Source organism: Streptomyces sp. NPDC087906, assembly GCF_055584925.1.
The window spans coordinates 350762-370291 of the sequence record NZ_JBVJLC010000002.1 but is presented as its reverse complement, the minus strand read 5'-3'; the positions used below and the strand labels follow the sequence as shown (position 1 = coordinate 370291).

General features: G+C 70.4%; 11 protein-coding genes. 10 read left to right on the top strand and 1 reads right to left on the bottom strand.

Features of this window, described 5'->3' with window-relative positions; all coding sequences use genetic code 11:
* Positions 1–27: 27 nt before the first annotated feature.
* Positions 28–480, top strand: a complete 453-nt coding sequence (locus ACZ63I_RS06970) for a TIGR03618 family F420-dependent PPOX class oxidoreductase (RefSeq protein ID WP_469336138.1) — start codon at positions 28–30, stop codon at positions 478–480.
* 56 nt (positions 481–536) lie between these two features.
* Here ACZ63I_RS06970 and ACZ63I_RS06965 read toward each other — a convergent pair whose 3' ends face one another.
* The gene (locus tag ACZ63I_RS06965; protein ID WP_469336136.1) at positions 537–1415 is read right to left on the bottom strand and encodes an alpha/beta fold hydrolase; all 879 of its coding nucleotides are present in this window, start codon (positions 1413–1415) and stop codon (positions 537–539) included.
* A 175-nt stretch (positions 1416–1590) separates the two neighbouring features.
* On the opposite strand from ACZ63I_RS06965, the gene ACZ63I_RS06960 reads away from it, so the two are divergent.
* The 9 genes from ACZ63I_RS06960 to ACZ63I_RS06920 all read left to right on the top strand — a co-directional run bounded on the left by ACZ63I_RS06960 (position 1591) and on the right by ACZ63I_RS06920 (position 19519).
* Positions 1591–4905, top strand: a complete 3315-nt coding sequence (locus ACZ63I_RS06960; protein WP_469336134.1) for a BTAD domain-containing putative transcriptional regulator — start codon at positions 1591–1593, stop codon at positions 4903–4905.
* A gap of 39 nt (positions 4906–4944) precedes the next feature.
* The gene (gene htpG, locus ACZ63I_RS06955; protein ID WP_469336132.1) at positions 4945–6885 is read left to right on the top strand and encodes a molecular chaperone HtpG; all 1941 of its coding nucleotides are present in this window, start codon (positions 4945–4947) and stop codon (positions 6883–6885) included.
* A gap of 252 nt (positions 6886–7137) precedes the next feature.
* The gene (locus tag ACZ63I_RS06950; protein WP_469336130.1) at positions 7138–10584 is read left to right on the top strand and encodes a CARDB domain-containing protein; all 3447 of its coding nucleotides are present in this window, start codon (positions 7138–7140) and stop codon (positions 10582–10584) included.
* 297 nt (positions 10585–10881) lie between these two features.
* A complete protein-coding gene (locus ACZ63I_RS06945) occupies positions 10882–13047 on the top strand; it encodes a carbohydrate-binding module family 20 domain-containing protein (protein WP_469336128.1) in 2166 nt (721 codons plus the stop codon).
* A 174-nt stretch (positions 13048–13221) separates the two neighbouring features.
* Positions 13222–14520: an extracellular solute-binding protein gene (locus tag ACZ63I_RS06940; protein ID WP_469336126.1), complete on the top strand. Its 1299-nt coding sequence runs from the start codon at positions 13222–13224 to the stop codon at positions 14518–14520.
* Between the two features lie 146 nt (positions 14521–14666).
* Positions 14667–15659, top strand: coding sequence for a carbohydrate ABC transporter permease (locus ACZ63I_RS06935; protein WP_469336124.1), 993 nt, complete (start codon positions 14667–14669; stop codon positions 15657–15659).
* A gap of 13 nt (positions 15660–15672) precedes the next feature.
* Positions 15673–16596 (top strand): sugar ABC transporter permease, encoded by a 924-nt coding sequence (locus tag ACZ63I_RS06930; protein ID WP_469336122.1) that lies wholly within the window; start codon positions 15673–15675, stop codon positions 16594–16596.
* Between the two features lie 84 nt (positions 16597–16680).
* Positions 16681–18465, top strand: a complete 1785-nt coding sequence (locus ACZ63I_RS06925; protein ID WP_469336120.1) for a glycoside hydrolase family 13 protein — start codon at positions 16681–16683, stop codon at positions 18463–18465.
* Between the two features lie 4 nt (positions 18466–18469).
* Entirely contained in the window at positions 18470–19519 is a 1050-nt protein-coding gene (locus ACZ63I_RS06920) for a LacI family DNA-binding transcriptional regulator (RefSeq protein WP_469336118.1), read from the top strand.
* Positions 19520–19530 lie beyond the last annotated feature (11 nt).

Below are 19530 nucleotides of genomic sequence, written 5' to 3'. Positions count from 1 at the left end.
CCCGGCCTTCACGTACGAGGAGCCCCGATGACGACACTGGACGACGCGGCGGCGCTGGGCCGCAACGAGCAGGGGCTCGCGGTGATCTCGACGCTGCGGGCCGACTCCACCATCCAGGGCTCGCTCGTCAACGCGGGCGTACTCGCCCATCCGGTCACGGCCGAGCCGGTGCTCGCCTTCGTCACGTACGGCCGGGTGAAGCTCGCCAATCTGCGGGTCAGGCCCCAGGTGACGGCGACGTTCCGCAGCGGCTGGCAGTGGGCGACCGTCGAGGGCCGGGCCGAGCTGGCAGGGCCCGACGACCCGCGGCCCTGGCTGGACGCCGAAGGGCTGCGGCTCCTGCTGCGGTCGGTCTTCGTCGCCGCCGGCGGCACCCACCAGGACTGGGACGAGTACGACCGGGTGATGGCCGAGCAGCGCCGTACCGCGGTGCTCGTCAGCCCGGACCGGGTGTACAGCAACCGGCAGACCGGCTCCTGACCCGATCCGCTGCCGCTGCCCCTGCCCCGGTCCGGCGCCGGACGCCGGGCGCTGCGCTAGCGCGCCAGCAGGTCGCGCAGGGCGCCGATGACCTCGGCCGGTGACTCCTCCGCCATGAAGTGCCCGCAGGACACCGGGATGTGCTTCAGGTCCGGTGCCCAGGCCCGCCACAGCTCGGCCGCGTCGAAGCCCAGCGCCGCGCCCCAGTCCTGCTGGAGCACGGTCACCGGCATCCGCAGGTGGTTGCCGGCCGCCCGGTCGGCCAGGTCGTGTTCGACGTCGGCCCCGGCCGACGCGCGGTAGTCGGCGACGATCGAGGGGACCGCCGCACGGCACGCGTCGAGATACGCGGCGCGTACGTCGGCGGGGATCGCGGCCGGGTCGATCGCCCACAGGTCGAGGAAGTGGCCGAAGAACGCGTCGGGCGCGCCGCTGATCAGCTCCTCGGGCAGGCCGGGCGGCTGGGCCATCAGATACAGGTGGAAGCCGACGGCGGCCGACGTACCGTGCATCACCTCCCACATGTCGAGGGTCGGCAGGACGTCGAGCGACGCCAGACGGGTGACGGCTCCGGGATGGTCGAGCCCCGCGCGGATCGCCACCAGGGCGCCCCGGTCGTGTCCGGCGAGCGCGAAGCGCTCATGGCCCAGGGCCCGCGCCAGGGCGACCACGTCGGCGGCCATGGTGCGCTTGGAGTACGTCTCTCCGTCCGTCTCCGCCGGCTTGTCGCTGGCGCCGTAGCCGCGCAGGTCCGGGCAGATCACCGTGTGATCGGCGGCGAGATCGGCGGCGACATGCCGCCACATCAGATGCGTCTGCGGAAAGCCGTGCAGCAGGACGACGGGGCTGCCCGAGCCGCCCACGGCGGCATTCAGCGCCACACCGTCGGCGACGGTCACCCGCCGCTGGGTGAAGCCGGGAATCTGCGGGGTCATAGCTGCTCCTGGTGTGTTCTGTACGGGTCGGTACGGCCGAGTCTGCGGGCCGCCGATCAGCGGCGAATCAGCGGCGGATCAGCGGCGAATCAGTGCCGGATCAGCGGCGGCTCGGCGAGCTGACCTCGGCGGCGCCCGGATAGGTTGGCGCGTGTGCGGACGCGGGGACAGGGAGGTGGGTGAGCCGGTGATCAGCTTCGGTGTGCTGGGCCCGCTGACCGCCCGGAGCGCGCACGGTCCCGTCGATCTCAAGGGGCTGCGGCACCGCGCGGTCCTGGCCCGGCTGCTGATCGCCAGGGGCCGGGTCGTCCCCGTGACCCGGCTGATCGACGACCTCTGGGACGAGCCGCCGCAGGGCGCCCTCGGCGCCGTGCAGACCTTCGTCGGCGCGCTGCGCAAGACCCTGGAGCCGGACCGGCCGCCCCGCACCCCGGCCCGGCTGCTGGTCACGGCCGACCCCGGTTACGCGCTGCGGGCCGACCCCGGGACGGTGGACGCCTGGCGGTTCGAGGCCGCTGTCGCCGCTTCCGCCCCGCTGCTCGCCGAGGGCAGGGCCGAGGAGGTCCGGCTTCTGCTGGACGGCGCGCTCGGCGACTGGCGCGGACCCGCGTACGCGGAGTTCGCCGAGACGCACTGGGCGCGCGCCGAGGCGGACCGGCTGGACGAGTTGCGGCTGCTGGCCGTGGCGCGGCGCACCGAGGCGGCGCTCGACCTGGGGCAGGCTGCCGAGGCGGTGCCAGGACTGGAAGCCGCTGTGGCCGAGCGCCCCCTGCGCGAGGACGGCTGGCGGCTGCTCGCGCTGGCGCTCTACCGGGCCGGTCGCCAGGGCGACGCGCTCGCCGCGCTCCGCCGCGCCCAGGCCACGCTGCGGACCGAGCTGGGCGTCGACCCCGGTCCAGCCCTGCGGCAACTGGAGGCGGACATCCTCGGCCAGGCGGCGCGGCTCACCGCACCGCCGGTCGCCCCGGCGCACCGTACGCGACCGGCGCCCCAGGCGGCCGGCCGGCCGCGCTCCCCCGCGCATCCGTTCGTCGGCCGCGGCGCCGAACTGGCCGCGCTCGACGGGGCCGCGGCGGACGCGGCCGCCACCGGCCGCTCGCGGCTGGTGCTGCTGTCCGGAGCCGCGGGGGCGGGCAAGACGGCGCTGGCCTGCGCCCTCACCGAACGGCTCGCCGCCACCGGCTGGACCACCGCCTGGGGCGCCAGCCCCGAACCGGCGGGTGCGCCCGCTGCCTGGCCGTGGACCCGGATGCGCGCGAGTCTCGCGGCTGCCGGTCAGGACGGGCCCGTACCCGCGGAGTCGGCCGAAGCGGCCGGTCGGAGCACCGCCGCAGGCGACGACCCCGCCGCCGTACGGTTCCGGCGGCAGCGCGCGGCCGTGTCGTATCTGACCGCGGTCGCCGCGCGGGCCCCGGTCCTGCTGGTCTTCGACGACCTGCACTGGGCGGACGAGGAGACACTCGCCCTGCTGACCGCGCTCGCCACCGAATCGGGCACCGGACCCGTGCTGATCGTCGGGACGTACCGGACGACCGAGACCTCGGCGGCCCTGACGCAGGCGCTGGGCCGCGCCGCCCGCGCCGAACCCGCCCGGCTCTATCTCGGCGGTCTGCCCGAGCCGCAGGTACGGGAGTTGGTACGGGCGCTCACCGACCGCGAGCCGGACCCGGACGCCGCGCGGCTCATCCACGCACGCAGCGCGGGCAACCCCTTCTTCGTCAGGGAACTCACCCGGCTCTGGGAGAGCGAGGGCGAAGCCGGTCTGCACACCGTGCCGCCCGGCGTACGGGAAACCATCCGGCACCGGCTCGCCGCGCTCACCGAGACCGCGCGGACGCAGTTGCGGCAGGCCGCCGTGATCGGAGCCGAGATCGATCTCGATCTGCTGATCCCGCTCGCGGGCGACGAACAACTCGTCCTGGACACCGTCGAGTCGGCGCTCCTCGCGGGGTTCCTGGTCGAACAGGACGCCGACCGGGTGCGCTTCACCCACGCCCTGGTGCACGAGACGCTGTACGACGACATCGCGCTCGCCCGCCGCGCCCGGTGGCACGCGTCGGTCGCCGGGATCATCGAAGAGGTACGGCCCGACGACGTCACGGCCATCGCCCACCATCTGCTGCGGGCCGGCAGCCGCGCCCCCGGGGCCCGTACCGCGCACTACACCCGCGCAGCCGCCGAACGCGCCGAGCGGCGCTCCGCCCCGCACGAGGCGGCCCGGCTGTGGCGGGAGACGGTCGCGGCGCTCGACCGCTCGGCGGACGGCGACCCGCGCGACCGGCTCCAGGCCGTCATGGGCCTGGTCAGGGCGCTGGCCGTGACCGGCGACCTGCCGCAGGCGCGGCGCCGCCGCGCCGAGGCGGTCACCGCGGCCGAGGCCCTGGGCGATCCGCTGCTGACGGCCCGTGTGATCGGGTCCTTCGACGTCCCGGCGATCTGGCCGGCCAACGACGACCCGGAGCTGTCGGCCCGGCTGGTGACGGCCGCCGAGCACACCCTGGCCGCCCTGCCCGCCGACCGCACGGCGGACCGGGCCAGGCTGCTGACCACCATCGCGATGGAGCGGCGCGCCGACAGCGGACCGCGCGGCGACCGGGCGGCGCGGGAGGCGGAGAGCGCCGCACGTGCCCTCGGTGACCCGGCCCTGCTGGCGTACGCGCTCAACGGCCGCTTCATGCAGTCCTTCCAGCGCGCAGGACTCGCCCCGCACCGGGCCGAGATCGGCGAGGAGATCCTTGATCTCGCCACCCGGCACGGCGAGTTGGTCAGCTACGAAGTCCTCGCTCATCTGATCCTCGTGCAGAGCGGCGCCGCGCTCGCCGATCTCGCGGCTGCCGACCGGCACGCGGCGGCGGCCGACCAACTCGCCGACCGCTGCGGTCTGCCGCTCGTCGGTGTGTTCACCGACTGGTACGCCGCGCTGCGGCTCGCGGTCACCGGCCGGACGGACGAGGCGCGCGCCGCGTACCGCACAGCCGCCGACCGGCTGACCGGGTCCGGTATGCCGGGTATGGAGCAAGGCGTCCTGCCGCTCGCGCTGCTCTCGCTCGACGCCCCCGACCTGCTGCGGACCGCTGTACGGGACGCGGACTGGGGCCCGTACGAGAGCTGGGTGCGCCCGCTCGTGCTGCTCGGCAGGGGCGAGAGGGACCGCGCGCTCGCCGCCGTACGCGCCGTCCCCGACTCCCCGCGCGACTTGCTTCTCGACGTACGCACGTGTCTGCACGCGACGGCTGCGATCCACCTCGGGGACCGGCCGGCGATGGACCGCCTCTACGAGCAACTGCTGCCAGCGGAGGACGAGTTGGCGGGCGCGGGCAGCGGGCTGCTCACCCTCGGCCCGACGGCGTACCACCTCGGCCTGCTGGCCGCGGCGCTCGGGCGGCGCGGCCGGGCCGCGGCACACCACCGGCGCGCTGCGGCGGTCGCCGAACGGGCCGGGGCAGCACGCTGGGTGGCGGCCGCCCTACGATGTGAGACAGCTCAGTGACTTGACGCTGACCACTCACGATGAAGGGGATCCGCAGGTATGCCGGCCGAGACATTCGAGTTCCAGGTGGAAGCGCGCCAGCTCCTCCAGATGATGATCCATTCGATCTACTCGAACAAGGATGTATTTCTGCGGGAGCTGGTCTCCAACGCCTCCGACGCACTGGACAAGTTGCGTCTGGAATCTCTGCGTGACAACGAGCTGCGGGCCGATGTGTCCGATCTGCACATCGACATCGAGATCGACAAGGAACAGCGCACACTGACCGTTCGTGACAACGGCATCGGCATGTCGCACGACGAGGTGGTGCAGCTCATCGGCACCATCGCCAACTCCGGTACGGCCAAGTTCCTGCGGGAGCTGAAGGGCGCCAAGGACGCGGCGGCGTCCGAGGAACTCATCGGCCAGTTCGGCGTCGGTTTCTACGCCAGCTTCATGGTCGCCGACGAGGTCACGCTGCTGACCCGGCGGGCGGGGGAGACCCGGGGCACCCGCTGGGAGTCCAGCGGCGAGGGCACGTACACGGTCGACGAGGTGGCCGAGGCGCCGCAGGGCACCGCCGTCACACTGCGGCTCAAGCCGGCGGACACCGAGGACCAGCTCTTCGACTACACGTCGAGCTGGAAGATCAAGGAAATCGTCAAGCGCTACTCGGACTTCATCACCTGGCCGATCAGGATGGCGGCCGAGGACGACAGCGCGGCGGCCGACGGCTCGGCAGCCGACGGCGAGGACGGCGGGAAGACCCCCGCCGGGCCCGAGACGATCAACTCGATGAAGGCGCTGTGGGCACGGTCCAAGGACGAGGTGACCGAGGCCGAGTACAGCGAGCTGTACAAGCACATCAGCCATGACTGGACCGACCCGCTCGAAACCGTGCGGATGCAGGCCGAGGGCACGTTCGAGTACCAGGCGCTGCTCTTCGTCCCGTCGCACGCCTCGCCCGACCTCTTCACGCAGGGGCACAAGCGCGGAGTCCAGCTCTACGTCAAGCGCGTGTTCGTCATGGACGACTGCGAAGCGCTGATGCCCGAATACCTGCGCTTCGTCAAGGGTGTTGTCGACGCGCAGGATCTCTCCCTCAACGTGTCGCGGGAGATCCTGCAGCAGGACCGGCAGATCCAGCTCATGCACCGCAGGCTGGTCAAGAAGGTGCTCTCGACGGTCAAGGACATGATGTCCGCGAACCCGGAGCGCTACGCCACGCTGTGGAAGGAGTTCGGCCGGGTCCTCAAGGAGGGCCTGCTGAGCGACTACGAGAACCGCGACGCGCTGCTCGGCATCTCGTCGTTCGCCTCGACCCACGACGAGGAGCGGCAGACCACGCTCCAGGAGTACGTGGGGCGGATGAAGGAGGGCCAGCAGCACATCTTCTTCATGACGGGCGAGTCGCGCTCGGCCATCGAGACCTCGCCCCATATGGAGGCGTTCGCGGCGAAGGGCTTCGAGGTCCTGCTGCTGACCGACCCCGTGGACGAGGTGTGGGTCCAGTCGGTACCGGAGTTCGACGGCAAGCAGCTCCAGTCGATCGCCAAGGGCGAGGTGGACCTCGACACCGACGAGGAGAAGAAGGAGGTCGAGGCCGAACGCGAGAAGCAGCAGCAGGAGTTCGCCGGTCTGCTCGGCTGGATGACGAAGGAACTGGCCGAGAGCGTGAAGGAGGTGCGCCTGTCGTCGCGGCTCACGGTCTCGCCGGCCTGCATCGTCTCCGACACCCACGATGTGACCCCGGCCCTGGAGAACATGTACCGGGCCATGGGCCAGGACGTGCCCCACATCAAGCGCATCCTGGAGCTGAACCCCACGCATCCGCTGGTCGCCGCCCTGCGGCAGGCGCACAGCGAGGAGCGGGCGGAGGCGGGGCTCGCCGAGGCGGCCGAACTCCTCCACGGGATGGCCCTCCTCGCGGACGGCGGTGAACTGAGCGACCCCGCGCGGTTCGTGAAGCTGATGGCCGGCCGGCTGGAACGCACGCTGTGACGACGCCTTAGCAGCAACCGGCCCGCAGCCGGGGCAGGCCGCTCACGCGGTCTGCCCCGGCTTTGTCATGCCCGCTCACGGCACAACAAGTCGATCATCGTGCGGAAAGTATTGACAAACTGGTGACAGGATCGCAACCTGTGAATCGCAAAAAAGGAGTCAACGGGCTCAATTTCTATGCAAGTTCATGGCAAGAGCTAACCCCGGCCACTGCGGCCGCCGCTGTCTCGTTCCGACAGAACAGAGGACACCATGAAACGGAAGCAGTTCGGCCGGTGGCTCGTCACCGGATTGGTGCTGGCCGGCATGATCGCCTTCGGCCTCCTGCCCGTCTCCGCTTCGGCCGCCGAACGCGCCGATCTGGCCGTGGGCAGACCGGCGTCGGCGAGCGGGTCCGAGGGGAGCCATCCCGCGGCCAACGTGACCGACGGCAACCAGCAGACCTACTGGGAAGGCCCGAACAACGCCTTCCCCGCCTGGCTCCAGGTCGACCTCGGCAAGAACGCGACCGTCGACCAGGTGGTGCTCAAGCTCCCCACCACCTGGGAGGCCCGCACCCAGGCCGTCGCGGTGCAGGGCAGCACCAACGGCACCACGTTCACCACCCTGTCCGCCGCCCAGGCGCGCTCGTTCACCCCGGCGTCGGGCAACACCGTCACCGTCAACTTCACCGCGAGCAGCGTCCGTTACGTGCGGCTGAACATCACGGGCAACACCGGCTGGCCCGCGGGGCAGCTCTCCGAACTGGGGATCTACGGCACCGTCGACAGCGACCCCGGTGGTCCCGTCGACCCGGGCGGTCCGGTCGCCGGTACGGACCTGGCGCGCGGCAAGCCGATCGAGGCGTCCTCGTCGGTCTTCACGTTCGTCGCGCCCAACGCCAACGACGGCAAGCTCGACACGTACTGGGAGGCGGGCGGCCAGCCGTCGACCCTGACGGTCAAGCTCGGCGCCGACGCCGATGTCACCGGCGTCGTGGTCCGGCTCAACCCCGACACGGCCTGGGGGAACAGGACCCAGAACATCCAGGTACTCGGCCGCGCCCAGAGCGCGTCCGGCTTCACCTCGCTGAAGGCCCGCGCCGACTACGCGTTCGGTCCCTCGTCCAACCAGAACACGGTGACGATCCCGGTCACCGGCCGCGCCTCCGACCTACAGCTCCAGATCTTCGGCAACACCGGGGCGCCCGGCGGGCAGGTCGCCGAACTCCAGGTGATCGGCACGCTCGCGCCCAATCCGGACCTCACCGTCACCGGCCTGACGTGGACGCCGGCCGCACCGGTGGAGACCGACACGACGACGGTCAACGCCACCGTACGGAACGCGGGCACCGCGGCGTCCGCGGCGACCACCGTCAATGTCAGTGTGGGCGGTGTGGTCGCCGGCAGCGCCTCGGTCGGCGCACTGGCCGCCGGTGCCTCGGCGACCGTCCCGGTCGTGGTGGGCAAGCGGGCCGAGGGCAGCTACAAGGTCACCGCGATCGTCGACCCGACGGACACGGTCGTCGAGCAGGACAACAACAACAACAGCTTCACGGCGGCCGGGCAGTTGGTCGTCGGCCAGAGCCCGGGTCCCGACCTCCAGGTCCTGAGCATCACCTCGACGCCGCAGAACCCGGCGGTCGGAGCGGCCGTCCAGTTCGCCGTGGCCGTCAAGAACCGGGGCACCACCGCGTCGGGCGCCACCACGGTGACCCGGCTGACGGTGGGCGGCACCACGCTCAACACCAACACCCCGTCCATCGCCGCAGGCGCCACCACCAATGTGAGTGTCAACGGCAGTTGGACGGCGACCAGCGGCGGCGCGACCCTCGTGGCCACCGCTGACGCCACCAACGCCGTCACGGAGACCAACGAGACCAACAACGCCTTCTCCCGGGCGATCGTGGTCGGTCGCGGCGCCGCCGTACCGTACGTCGAGTACGAGGCCGAGTCCGGCCGCTACCAGGGCACCCTGCTGGAGGCCGACGCCGAACGCACCTTCGGGCACACCAACTTCGCCTCCGAGTCCTCGGGGCGCAAGTCGGTACGGCTCAACAGCACAGGCCAGTTCGTCGAGTTCACCTCGACCAACCCGTCGAACTCGATCGTCGTGCGCAACTCCATCCCCGACGCGCCGAACGGCGGCGGCATCGACGCCACCATCGGGCTCTACGTCAACGACACCTTCGTCAAGAAGCTCGACCTCTCCTCGAAGCACAGTTGGCTGTACGGCAACACCGACGGCCCCGAGGCGCTGACCAACACCCCGCAGGCCGACGCCCGCAGGCTCTTCGACGAGTCGCACGCCCTGCTGTCGCAGACCTACCCGGCGGGGACCAAGTTCCGGCTCCAGCGCGACGCGGGTGACACCGCCTCGTTCTACATCATCGACCTGATCGATCTGGAGCAGGTGGCGCCCCCGACGAGCAAGCCCGCCGAGTGCACCTCCATCACCTCGTACGGAGCGGTCCCCGACGACGGGATCGACGACACGACCGCCATCCAGCGGGCCGTGACGGACAATCAGAACGGCGCCATCGCCTGCGTCTGGATCCCGCCGGGGCAGTGGCGCCAGGAGAAGAAGATCCTGACCGACGACCCGCTGAACAGGGGCCAGTACAACCAGGTCGGCATCAGCAACGTCACCATCCGGGGCGCCGGCATGTGGCACTCCCAGCTCTACACACTCACCGAACCGCAGAACGCGGTCGGCGGCATCAACCACCCGCACGAAGGCAACTTCGGCTTCGACATCGACAACAACACCCAGATATCCGACATCGCGATCTTCGGCTCCGGCCGGATCCGCGGCGGTGACGGCAACGCCGAGGGCGGCGTGGGCCTCAACGGCCGGTTCGGCAAGAACACCAAGATCTCCAACGTCTGGATCGAGCACTCCAACGTCGGGGTCTGGGTCGGCCGCGACTACGACAACATCCCGGACCTCTGGGGCCCCGCCGACGGCCTTGAGTTCAGCGGGATGCGGATCCGCGACACCTACGCCGACGGCATCAACTTCAGCAACGGCACCCGGAACTCGAAGGTGTACAACTCGTCGTTCCGCACGACGGGTGACGACTCACTCGCGGTCTGGGCCAACCGGTACGTCAAGGACACCTCGGTCGACATCGCGCACGACAACCAGTTCACCAACAACACCATCCAACTGCCCTGGCGGGCGACCGGGATCGCCGTCTACGGAGGCTACGGCAACAAGATCGAGAACAATGTCGTCTCCGACACGGCCAACTACCCCGGCATCATGCTGGCGACCGACCACGACCCGCTGCCCTTCTCCGGGCAGACCCTGATCGCCAACAACGAACTGCACCGCACCGGCGGCGCCTTCTGGAACGAGGACCAGGAGTTCGGCGCCATCACGCTGTTCGCCGCGAGCCGGGACATCACCGGGGTCACCATCCGGGACACCGACATCTACGACTCGACGTACGACGGCATCCAGTTCAAGACGGGCGGCGGCAACATGCCCGGGGTCACCGTCAGCAACGTGAAGATCGACAAGTCCAACAACGGCGCCGGCATCCTCGCCATGAGCGGTGCGCGCGGCAGCGCGGCGCTGAGCAACGTGACCATCACCAACTCGGCCGACGGCAACATCGTCACCCAACCGGGGTCGCAGTTCGTGATCACCGGCGGAGCCGCGGCGGCCAAGTCGGCGGCCAAAACGCCCGGCGGCACAGCGGGCGGCAAACGCTAGGGCCCGCGACGAGCCGGTCATGCCGGTGAATCGCTGACACCCGTGGTCCCGGACCCCGTCGGACGCCCTCCAGGCGCCCGCCGAGGCCGGGACCACGGGCAGTTCACGGCAGAGGGTTTCCGCAAAGAGCAGAAATCTTTTGCAGCGGGCCTTGACGCCCACTGGCTTCCCCGGCAAGGTCTTCCTCGCCCAACTGCCCCTTGACGGGAGCGGTTTGGCCCCGCCCACACCGAGGCGCGTCGGTCCGGGCGACCAGTCAGGATGCCGGAGTTCTCCATCATCATGTGGGAGTCGTCCATGTTTCGATCACCAGGTCGCGCCGAGCCGCACACCCGCGAGCGGCGGCGCCGTTCCGGGCGCCTGCGCAGTCTGCTCGCCGTCGGCGCGCTCACCGCCGGCGCCGTCGTACCGCTGACCCTCCTCCAGGAGGGCGTCGCCCAGGCGGCCGGGAACGGGGGTGATGTGACGGCCAACATGTTCATGTGGAACTGGCAGTCCGTCGCCTCGGAGTGCACCAATGTCCTCGGCCCCAAGGGGTACGGCGCCGTGCAGGTCTCGCCGCCGCAGGACTCGATCCGGCTCTCCGGAGCCCATCCGTGGTGGGAGATCTACCAGCCCGTCGGCTACGACCTGAACAGCCGCATGGGCAGCGAGGCGCAGTTCTCCTCCATGGTCGCCACCTGCCACGCGGCGGGTGTGAAGGTCTACGCGGACGCCGTCATCAACCACATGTCGGGCGCCGACCAGCCCAGCACGGACTCCTACGGCGGCGACAGCTTCAACGTCGGCTCCCGGACGTACAGCCAAGTCCCGTACAGCTCAGGCGACTTCCACAGCTATCCGGGGAGCTGCCCCACCTCGAACCTGGCCATCAACGACTGGAACAACCAGGCCCAGGTGCAGGAGTGCTTCCTGTCGAACCTGGTCGACCTCAACACCGAGTCCGACGGGGTGCGCGGGAAGATCGCCGGCTATCTCAACAAGCTGATCGGCTACGGCGTGGACGGCTTCCGGGTGGACGCCGCCAAGCACATCAACCAGGCCGACATGGCGAACATCGAGTCCCGCCTCAACAACACCCAGTGGGGCGGCCGTCCGTACATCCTCCAGGAGATCGCGCTGGGCGGCAGCGGCAATCTGGCGCCCGCCGCTTTCGAGGCCAACGGCAGCGTGATCGGCTTCGACTACGCCAACGCGCTCAAGTCCGCCTTCCAGGGCAGCATCGCGGGACTGCGGAACCTGGCCACCTCCGGCCTTGAGCCCAGCGCCAAGAACGGCACCATGGTCACCAACCACGACACCGAGCGCAACGGCAGCACCCTGAACTACAAGAACGGCAGCACGTACACGCTCGCCAACGAGTTCATGCTCGCCTACGGCTACGGGGCCCCGACGGTCTACTCGGGGTTCGCCTTCAACGGCTCGGACGACTCGCCGCCCGCCGCTTCCAACGGGGTGGTCACCGGCACCGACTGCGCGACCACCTGGGTCTGCACCGACCGTACCCGGGGTATCGCCAACATGGTCGGCTGGCACAACGCGGCCAAGGGCGAGTCCGTGGCCAACTGGTGGGACGACGGCAGCAACACGGTCGCCTTCAGCCGCGGCGACACGGCGTGGATCGCCCTCAACAACAGCGGCGCCGCCGTCACCCGGACCTTCACGACGGGACTGCCCGCGGGCACCTACTGCGACATCATCCACGGCGACCTCGCCGGGTCCGGTTCCTGCTCGGGCCCGACCGTGACGGTCGACTCCTCGGGCAACGCGGCGACGACCGTGGCCGCCCATGACTCCGTCGCGCTGTACGGCGCGGGCAACGCGACCCCGACGGACCCGCCGACCGATCCGCCGGCCGGCAGCGTCACCGAGACCTTCCACGAGAGCAAGGCGGTCCCGGCCGGCCAGAAGGTCTATGTGGTCGGCTCCATACCGGAGTTGGGCGGCTGGAACACCGGCGCCGCCATCGCGCTCAGCTCCTCCGACCAGGCGAACTGGACCGGCTCGGTGAGCCTCCCCGCGAACACCTCGTTCGAGTACAAGTACCTCGTCAAGGACGCCTCGGGGAACGTCACCTGGGAGCCCGGAAACAACCACACGGCCGGCACCGGAGCCTCCGGCGGCACCCGGAACGACTCGTGGGGCACGCAGTCGTCCGGTGACGGCAGCGGTCAGATCGCCGTGGCCTTCCACGAGAGCAAGTCGGTCTCCGGCAGCCAGAAGGTGTACGTCGTCGGATCGATCGCCGCGCTCGGCAGTTGGAACACCGGCTCGGCCGTCGCGCTGACCTCCACGAACCAGACCGCGTGGGCGGGTTCGGTCAGCCTTCCGCCCAACACCTCGTTCGAGTACAAGTACATCCTCAAGGACGGCTCCGGCAGCGTCACCTGGGAGTCGGGTGGCAACCGCACCGCCAACAGCGGGAGTTCCGGCGCCCTCACCCTGAACGACACCTGGAAGTAGCGCGATCCGCCGCCCACCCGCGGCTGTCCGCCACCCGGCGGCCTCCCGTACCTCCCCGTACGCGAGGCCGCCGTTGCGGCGAGAAAATTCCTTGCAGACTCTTTCGCAAGAGATTGCAGCGCTGTTACGGTCCACCAAGTCCGAACGGGCACCACCCTCTTCAAGGAGTCAGGTATGCGACGCGGCATGTCCGCCGTCGCGATGGCCGCTGCCATCGCGCTCGGAGTCACCGCCTGTGGCGGCAGCGACAACGACGGCAAGAGTGACGGGGGTTCGGCAGCCGACCCCGCGTCGGTCTCCGGCGCGATCACCTACTGGGACACCTCGGACGCCAAGAACGAGGCGCCGGCCTACCAGGCGCTCATCAAGCAGTTCGAGGCCAAGTACCCGAAGATCAAGGTCACGTACCAGAACGTCGACTTCACCACCGTGGAGCAGCGGTTCAAGGCGGCGGCCCAGAGCGGCAAGGGCGCGCCCGACGTCATCCGCACCGACGTCGGCCTCATCCCCGAGTACGCGTCGCTGCACTACATCGCCCCGCTGGACGGCACCCCGGCGCTGGCGAAGAGCGAGGACTTCGTCGAAGGGCCGCTCGACACGACCAAGTACAACGGGAAGAGCTACGGCGCTCCCTCGGTCACCGACACGCTGGCCCTGCTCTACAACAAGGACATCTTCGCCAAGGCCGGCATCAGCGAGCCGCCGGCCACCTGGGACGAGCTGATCGCCGACTCCGAGACCATCGCGAAGAAGGTTCCCGGCGTCGCCGGCACCTACGTCAACCCCGACTCGTACTTCCTCTTCCCGCTGCTGTTCGGCGAGGGCGCCGACCTCGCCGACCCGGCGGCCAAGAAGATCACCATCAACTCGCCGCAGGCGGTGGCCGCGGTCACCAAGGCCAAGGAGATCTACGACACCTCCTCGCTGAAGGTCGACTTCGCCAGCGCGTACGACAACATGCAGACCTCGTTCAGGACCGGCAAGGTCGCCATGCTGATCCAGGGCCCCTGGTCCGTCGCCGACGACCTGACCGGATCCGCCTTCAAGGGCAAGGAGTCCAACCTCGGTTACGCGCCCGTCCCGGCCGGCTCCACCGGCAAGGCGCTCGCCCCGACCGGCGGCCACGACCTCGCCGTCTACCAGGGCTCGAAGCACCTGGACGCCTCGTACCTCTTCACGCAGTTCATGACCTCGTCGGCCAGCCAGCAGCAGATCGCGCTGAAGAACGGCACCCTGCCGACCCGCACCTCGGCCTACACCCCCGAGGTGCTGAAGGACCCGGAGATCGCCGGCTTCAAGCCGATCCTCGACACCGCACGGCCCCGGGTCGCACTGCCGCAGGTCGGCAGCCTGTTCGTACCGCTCCAGCAGCAGTACATCAAGATCCTGCAGGGCCAGACCCCGGTCAAGGCCGGACTGGACGCCGCCGCCGAGCAGTTCGGCAAACTGCTGCCCGGCTACAGCGTGCAGTAGGCCGTCCCCCCACGCCGGGCCGGCCGGCCGGGACTCCGTCCGCCACCGGGCGCGCGGGGTCCACGCGCCCGGCCGGCCGGTCCGGTCCACCCCCGCCCGGCCGACGCCGGCCACCGACCCCGCACAGCCGAAAGAGCCGAGGAGCGATGACCACCGCCACCATGGACCAACCCGCCCGGGACACGGCCCCCGAGCCGCGCGCACCCAGGCCAGGGCCCGTGACACTGCTCAAACGGTCCTGGGACAAGCACTGGTACGCCTGGGCCATGGTCGCCCCCGTCGTCATCGTGATCGGTGTCCTGGTGCTGTACCCCCTGGGCTACGGGCTCTACCTGTCGTTCACCGACGCCACCGAGGCCAACGTCGCCAAGGACATCGGCGCCTTCCACGCCGAGGCCACCTACCAGTTCGTCGGCCTCGACAACTACTGGAAGATCGTCTCCGGCCAGGACGGCGACTTCTACCCCCGGTTGGCGTGGACGGTGATCTGGACGGTCTCCTGCGTCGCGATCACCTACTCCATCGGCCTCGCACTGGCGAACCTGCTCAACCGCCCGGTGAAATTCCGGCTGTTCTACCGACTGGCGCTGATCCTGCCCTGGGCCGTGCCCGCCTTCGTCGGCGTCTTCGCCTGGCGGCTGATGTTCAACTCGCAGTACGGCGTGTTCAACGACCTCGTCAACGCGGCGGGACTGCCCTCCCAGGACTGGCTCGGCACCCCCTTCGCCCAGAAGATCGCCGTCATCATGGTGAACGTCTGGTGCGGCGTGCCGTTCATGATGGTGGCCATCCTCGGCGGCCTCCAGGCCATCCCCAACGAGCTGTACGAGGCAGCGGAGATGGACGGCGCCTCACCGCTCCAGCGCTTCCGCGACGTGACCCTGCCCGGTCTGCGCCCGGTCACCGCCGCGGTGATCCTGCTGAGCACCGTATGGACGTTCAACATGTTCCCGATCATCTATCTGCTGCTCGGCAACAACACCACCGGCGACACCGACATCCTGGTGACCTACGCCTACCAGAAGGCGTTCACCGGAGTGTCCGACTACTCGGGCGCCGCGACCTACGGCATCGTCATCCTGCTGATCCTGGTCGCCTTCTCCACCTTCTACCGCCGCCAGTTGAAGACGCAGGACTAGGAGCCGGACCACCATGAGCGTCACCACCGAGCGCGGCTTCGCCGCGTCCAGCGCGCCGAGCGGCAAGACCGTACGGGACACCGGCGGCGGCGCCCGCCGCACCTACCGGCGCAGAGGCGAGCGCGGCCGGAGCGCCTCCGTCCTGCTGCACGCCACCCTGCTGGCGGCCAGTGCCACCGCCGTCTTCCCCGTGCTGTGGATCGTCTTCATCTCGCTGGGCCCCGGCACCGCCTGGCAGCAGCCCGGCGAAGTGCTCAGCCATCTCGGCCTGGAGAACTACCGGTTCGTGCTGTTCCACAGCCACTTCCCGCGCTGGATGCTCAGCTCGCTGATCGTGGCCGGCTGCACCACCGTGCTCGGTGTGCTGATCGCCGCCAGCGCCGGCTACGCCATCTCCCGGATGAGATTCCCCGGACACCGCTCGCTGATGTGGACCTTCCTGCTCACCCAGATGTTCCCGGTCGCCGTACTGATCGTGCCGCTCTACAACCTGCTCGCGCGGTTCGGACTCATCGACAGCTATCTGGGGCTGATCCTGGTGTACTGCACCATCGCGGTGCCGTTCTGCGCCTGGATGCTCAAGGGGTACTTCGACACCATCCCGCGCGAGATCGACGAGGCGGGCCGGGTGGACGGCCTCAACCCGTTCGGCACGTTCTGGCGGCTGATCGTGCCGCTCGCCAGGCCGGGCCTCGCCGTCACCGCGTTCTACACCTTCCTCACCGCGTGGGGCGAAGTCGCCTACGCCAGCCAGTTCATGGGCGCCGACCACTACACGCTTGCGGCCGGCATCCGCACCTTCGCCTCCGACCAGCGCGCCAACTGGGGCGCCATGACGGCGGCTTCCGTCATCATCGCGATACCCGCGGCCATCGTCTTCCTGCTCGTCCAGCGGCATCTGGTCGCCGGACTCACCGCGGGCGGCGCGAAAGGCTGACCCGGCCGAGCGCCGCTCCCCCTGCCGAGCGCCGCTTTCCCCACCCATGTCACCTGTCTCAACTCCACGTAGTGAAGAGAGTCCATGAGCCAGCACCTCACCGACACGCCCAGCTCCGCCGCGACCGCAGCCGCCGCCGAGCGCGCGGACTGGTGGCGCGAAGCGGTCATCTACCAGGTCTACCCGCGCAGTTTCGCGGACAGCGACGGCGACGGCATCGGTGACCTGCCGGGCGTCACCGCCCGGCTGCCGTACCTGCGCGAACTGGGCGTGGACGCCGTGTGGCTGTCACCGTTCTACGCGTCGCCGCAGGCCGACGCCGGGTACGACGTCGCCGACTACCGCGCCGTCGACCCGGTGTTCGGCTCCCTGCCCGACGCCGACGACCTGGTGCGGACAGCGCACACCCTGGGTCTGCGGGTCATCGTGGACCTGGTGCCCAACCACTGCTCCGACCAGCACGAGTGGTTCAAGCAGGCACTGCGCGAAGGCGCCGGCTCCCCGCTGCGCCGCCGCTTCCACTTCCGTCCCGGTCAGGGCGCGCACGGCGAACTGCCGCCCAACGACTGGGAGTCCGTCTTCGGCGGCCCCGCCTGGACCAGGACAACCGAGCCGGACGGCGCCCCCGGCGAGTGGTACCTCCACCTCTTCGCGCCCGAACAGCCCGACTTCAACTGGGACTGCGCGGCCGTGCACGACGAGTTCCGCTCCGTGCTGCGCTTCTGGCTGGACCTCGGCATCGACGGATTCCGGGTGGACGTCGCACACGGCCTGGTCAAGGCCCCCGGGCTGCCGGACGTCGGGCACGGCGGACAGGTCGCCCTGCTCGGCACCGACGCCATGCCGTACTTCGACCAGGACGGTGTGCACGAGATCTACCGGAGCTGGCGGCGGATCCTGGACGAGTACGACGGCGAGCGGATCGCCGTCGCCGAGGCCTGGACCCCGACCGTCCAAAGGGCCGCGCGCTACCTGCGCCCCGGCGAACTGCACCAGGCGTTCAACTTCTCGTATCTGACGACCCCTTGGGACGCCGCGGCGCTGCGCGACGTCATCGACCAGTCGCTGGACGCCATGGGCGCGGTGGGCGCCCCCGCCACCTGGGTGCTGTCCAACCACGACGTCACCCGGCACACCACCCGGCTGGCCCACCCCGTACCGGCCCTCGGCCGGGGCGAGCCCGCCCCCACCCAACTCCGCGAGGCGGGCGACCGCGAACTGGGGCTGCGCAGGGCCCGCGCGGCGACGCTGCTGATGCTGGCGCTGCCCGGCTCGGCCTATGTCTACCAGGGCGAGGAGTTGGGGCTGCCCGATGTCACGGACCTGCCCGACGAGGTGCGGCAGGACCCGTCGTTCTTCCGTGCGGCCGGCCAGGACGGCTTCCGCGACGGCTGCCGGGTGCCGATCCCCTGGACCAGGGACGGCGGCTCGTACGGCTTCGGCGCGGGCGGCAGTTGGCTGCCGCAGCCCGCCTCCTGGGCCGGGCTGAGCGTCGAGGCGCAGACCGGCGACCCCGGTTCCACCCTGGAGCTGTACCGCGGCGCGCTCGCCGTACGCCGTGCGCACCCGGCGCTCGGCGCCGGCGCTTCGGTGACCTGGCTGCCGGCCCCGGACGGTGTGCTCGCCTTCCGCCGCGACGCCACCGGCGCCTCCGACACCGCGGTCGCCGCCGACAGCGCCGGGGAAGCCGTGGTGTGCACGGTCAATCTGACCGGAGCGCCGATCACCATGCCCTGTCCGGGTCGTATGCTGGTCGCGAGCAGCACGGCAACGGCAACCGACGCCGGGTCGCACGCGGCGGCGGTTGATGGAGGTTCGGCCATGGAGATCAAGATCCCCGCTGACACGGCCATCTGGTGGGCGATCTGACGTGATGGCATTCCGTCCCTCCGCCGGCACCGGAACCGCCCGCCTCGCCGACATAGCGGTGCAGGCCGGAGTGAGCGAAGCGACGGTCAGCCGGGTGCTCAACGGCAAGCCCGGCGTCTCCGCCACCACCCGCGAGTCCGTACTGGCCGCTCTCGACCTGCTGGGTTACGAGCGGCCGGTACGGCTGCGGCAGCGCAGCGCCGGGCTGATCGGGCTGATCACACCCGAGCTGGAGAACCCGATCTTCCCCGCCTTCGCGCAGATCATCGGGCAGGCGCTCACCCGGCAGGGATACACGCCGGTGCTCGCCACCCAGACGCCGGGCGGCTCGACCGAGGACGAACTGGTCGAGATGCTGGTGGAGCGCGGGGTGGACGGATTCATCTTCGTCTCGGGGCTGCACGCCGACTCCACCGCCGACACGGAGCGCTACGCCCGGCTCGAAGGGCAGGGCGTGCCCTTCGTCCTCATCAACGGCTTCTCCGAGAAGATCAACGCCCCGTTCATCTCGCCGGACGACCGGGGGGCGATGCGGCTCGCCGTCACCCATCTCGCGTCGCTGGGACACCGCAAGATCGGTCTCGCGGTGGGCCAGAAGCGCTTCGTACCCGTCCTGCGCAAGATCGAGGGGTTCACCGACGCCATGGCGGACGTGCTCGGCCTCACCGGCGCCGAGGCGCAGACGCTGATCCAGCACTCCCTGTACACGCTGGAGGGCGGCCAGGCCGCCGCCACCGCGCTGATCGACGCGGGCTGTACGGCGGTGGTGTGCGCTTCCGACATGATGGCGCTCGGCGCGATCAGGGCCGCCCGCCAGCAGCGGCTGCGGGTGCCGGAGGACGTGTCGGTGGTCGGCTTCGACGACTCGCCGCTGATCGCCTTCACCGACCCGCCGCTGACCACCATCCGGCAGCCGGTGGCCGCGATGAGCCAGGCCGCCGTGCACGCGCTGCTGGAGGAGGTCGGCGGAACGCCGACCCCGCACAGCGAGTTCATCTTCCTGCCGGAACTGGTCGTACGCGGCTCGACGGCGGCGGGCCCCACCGCCCCCTGAGCCCGGCCTGG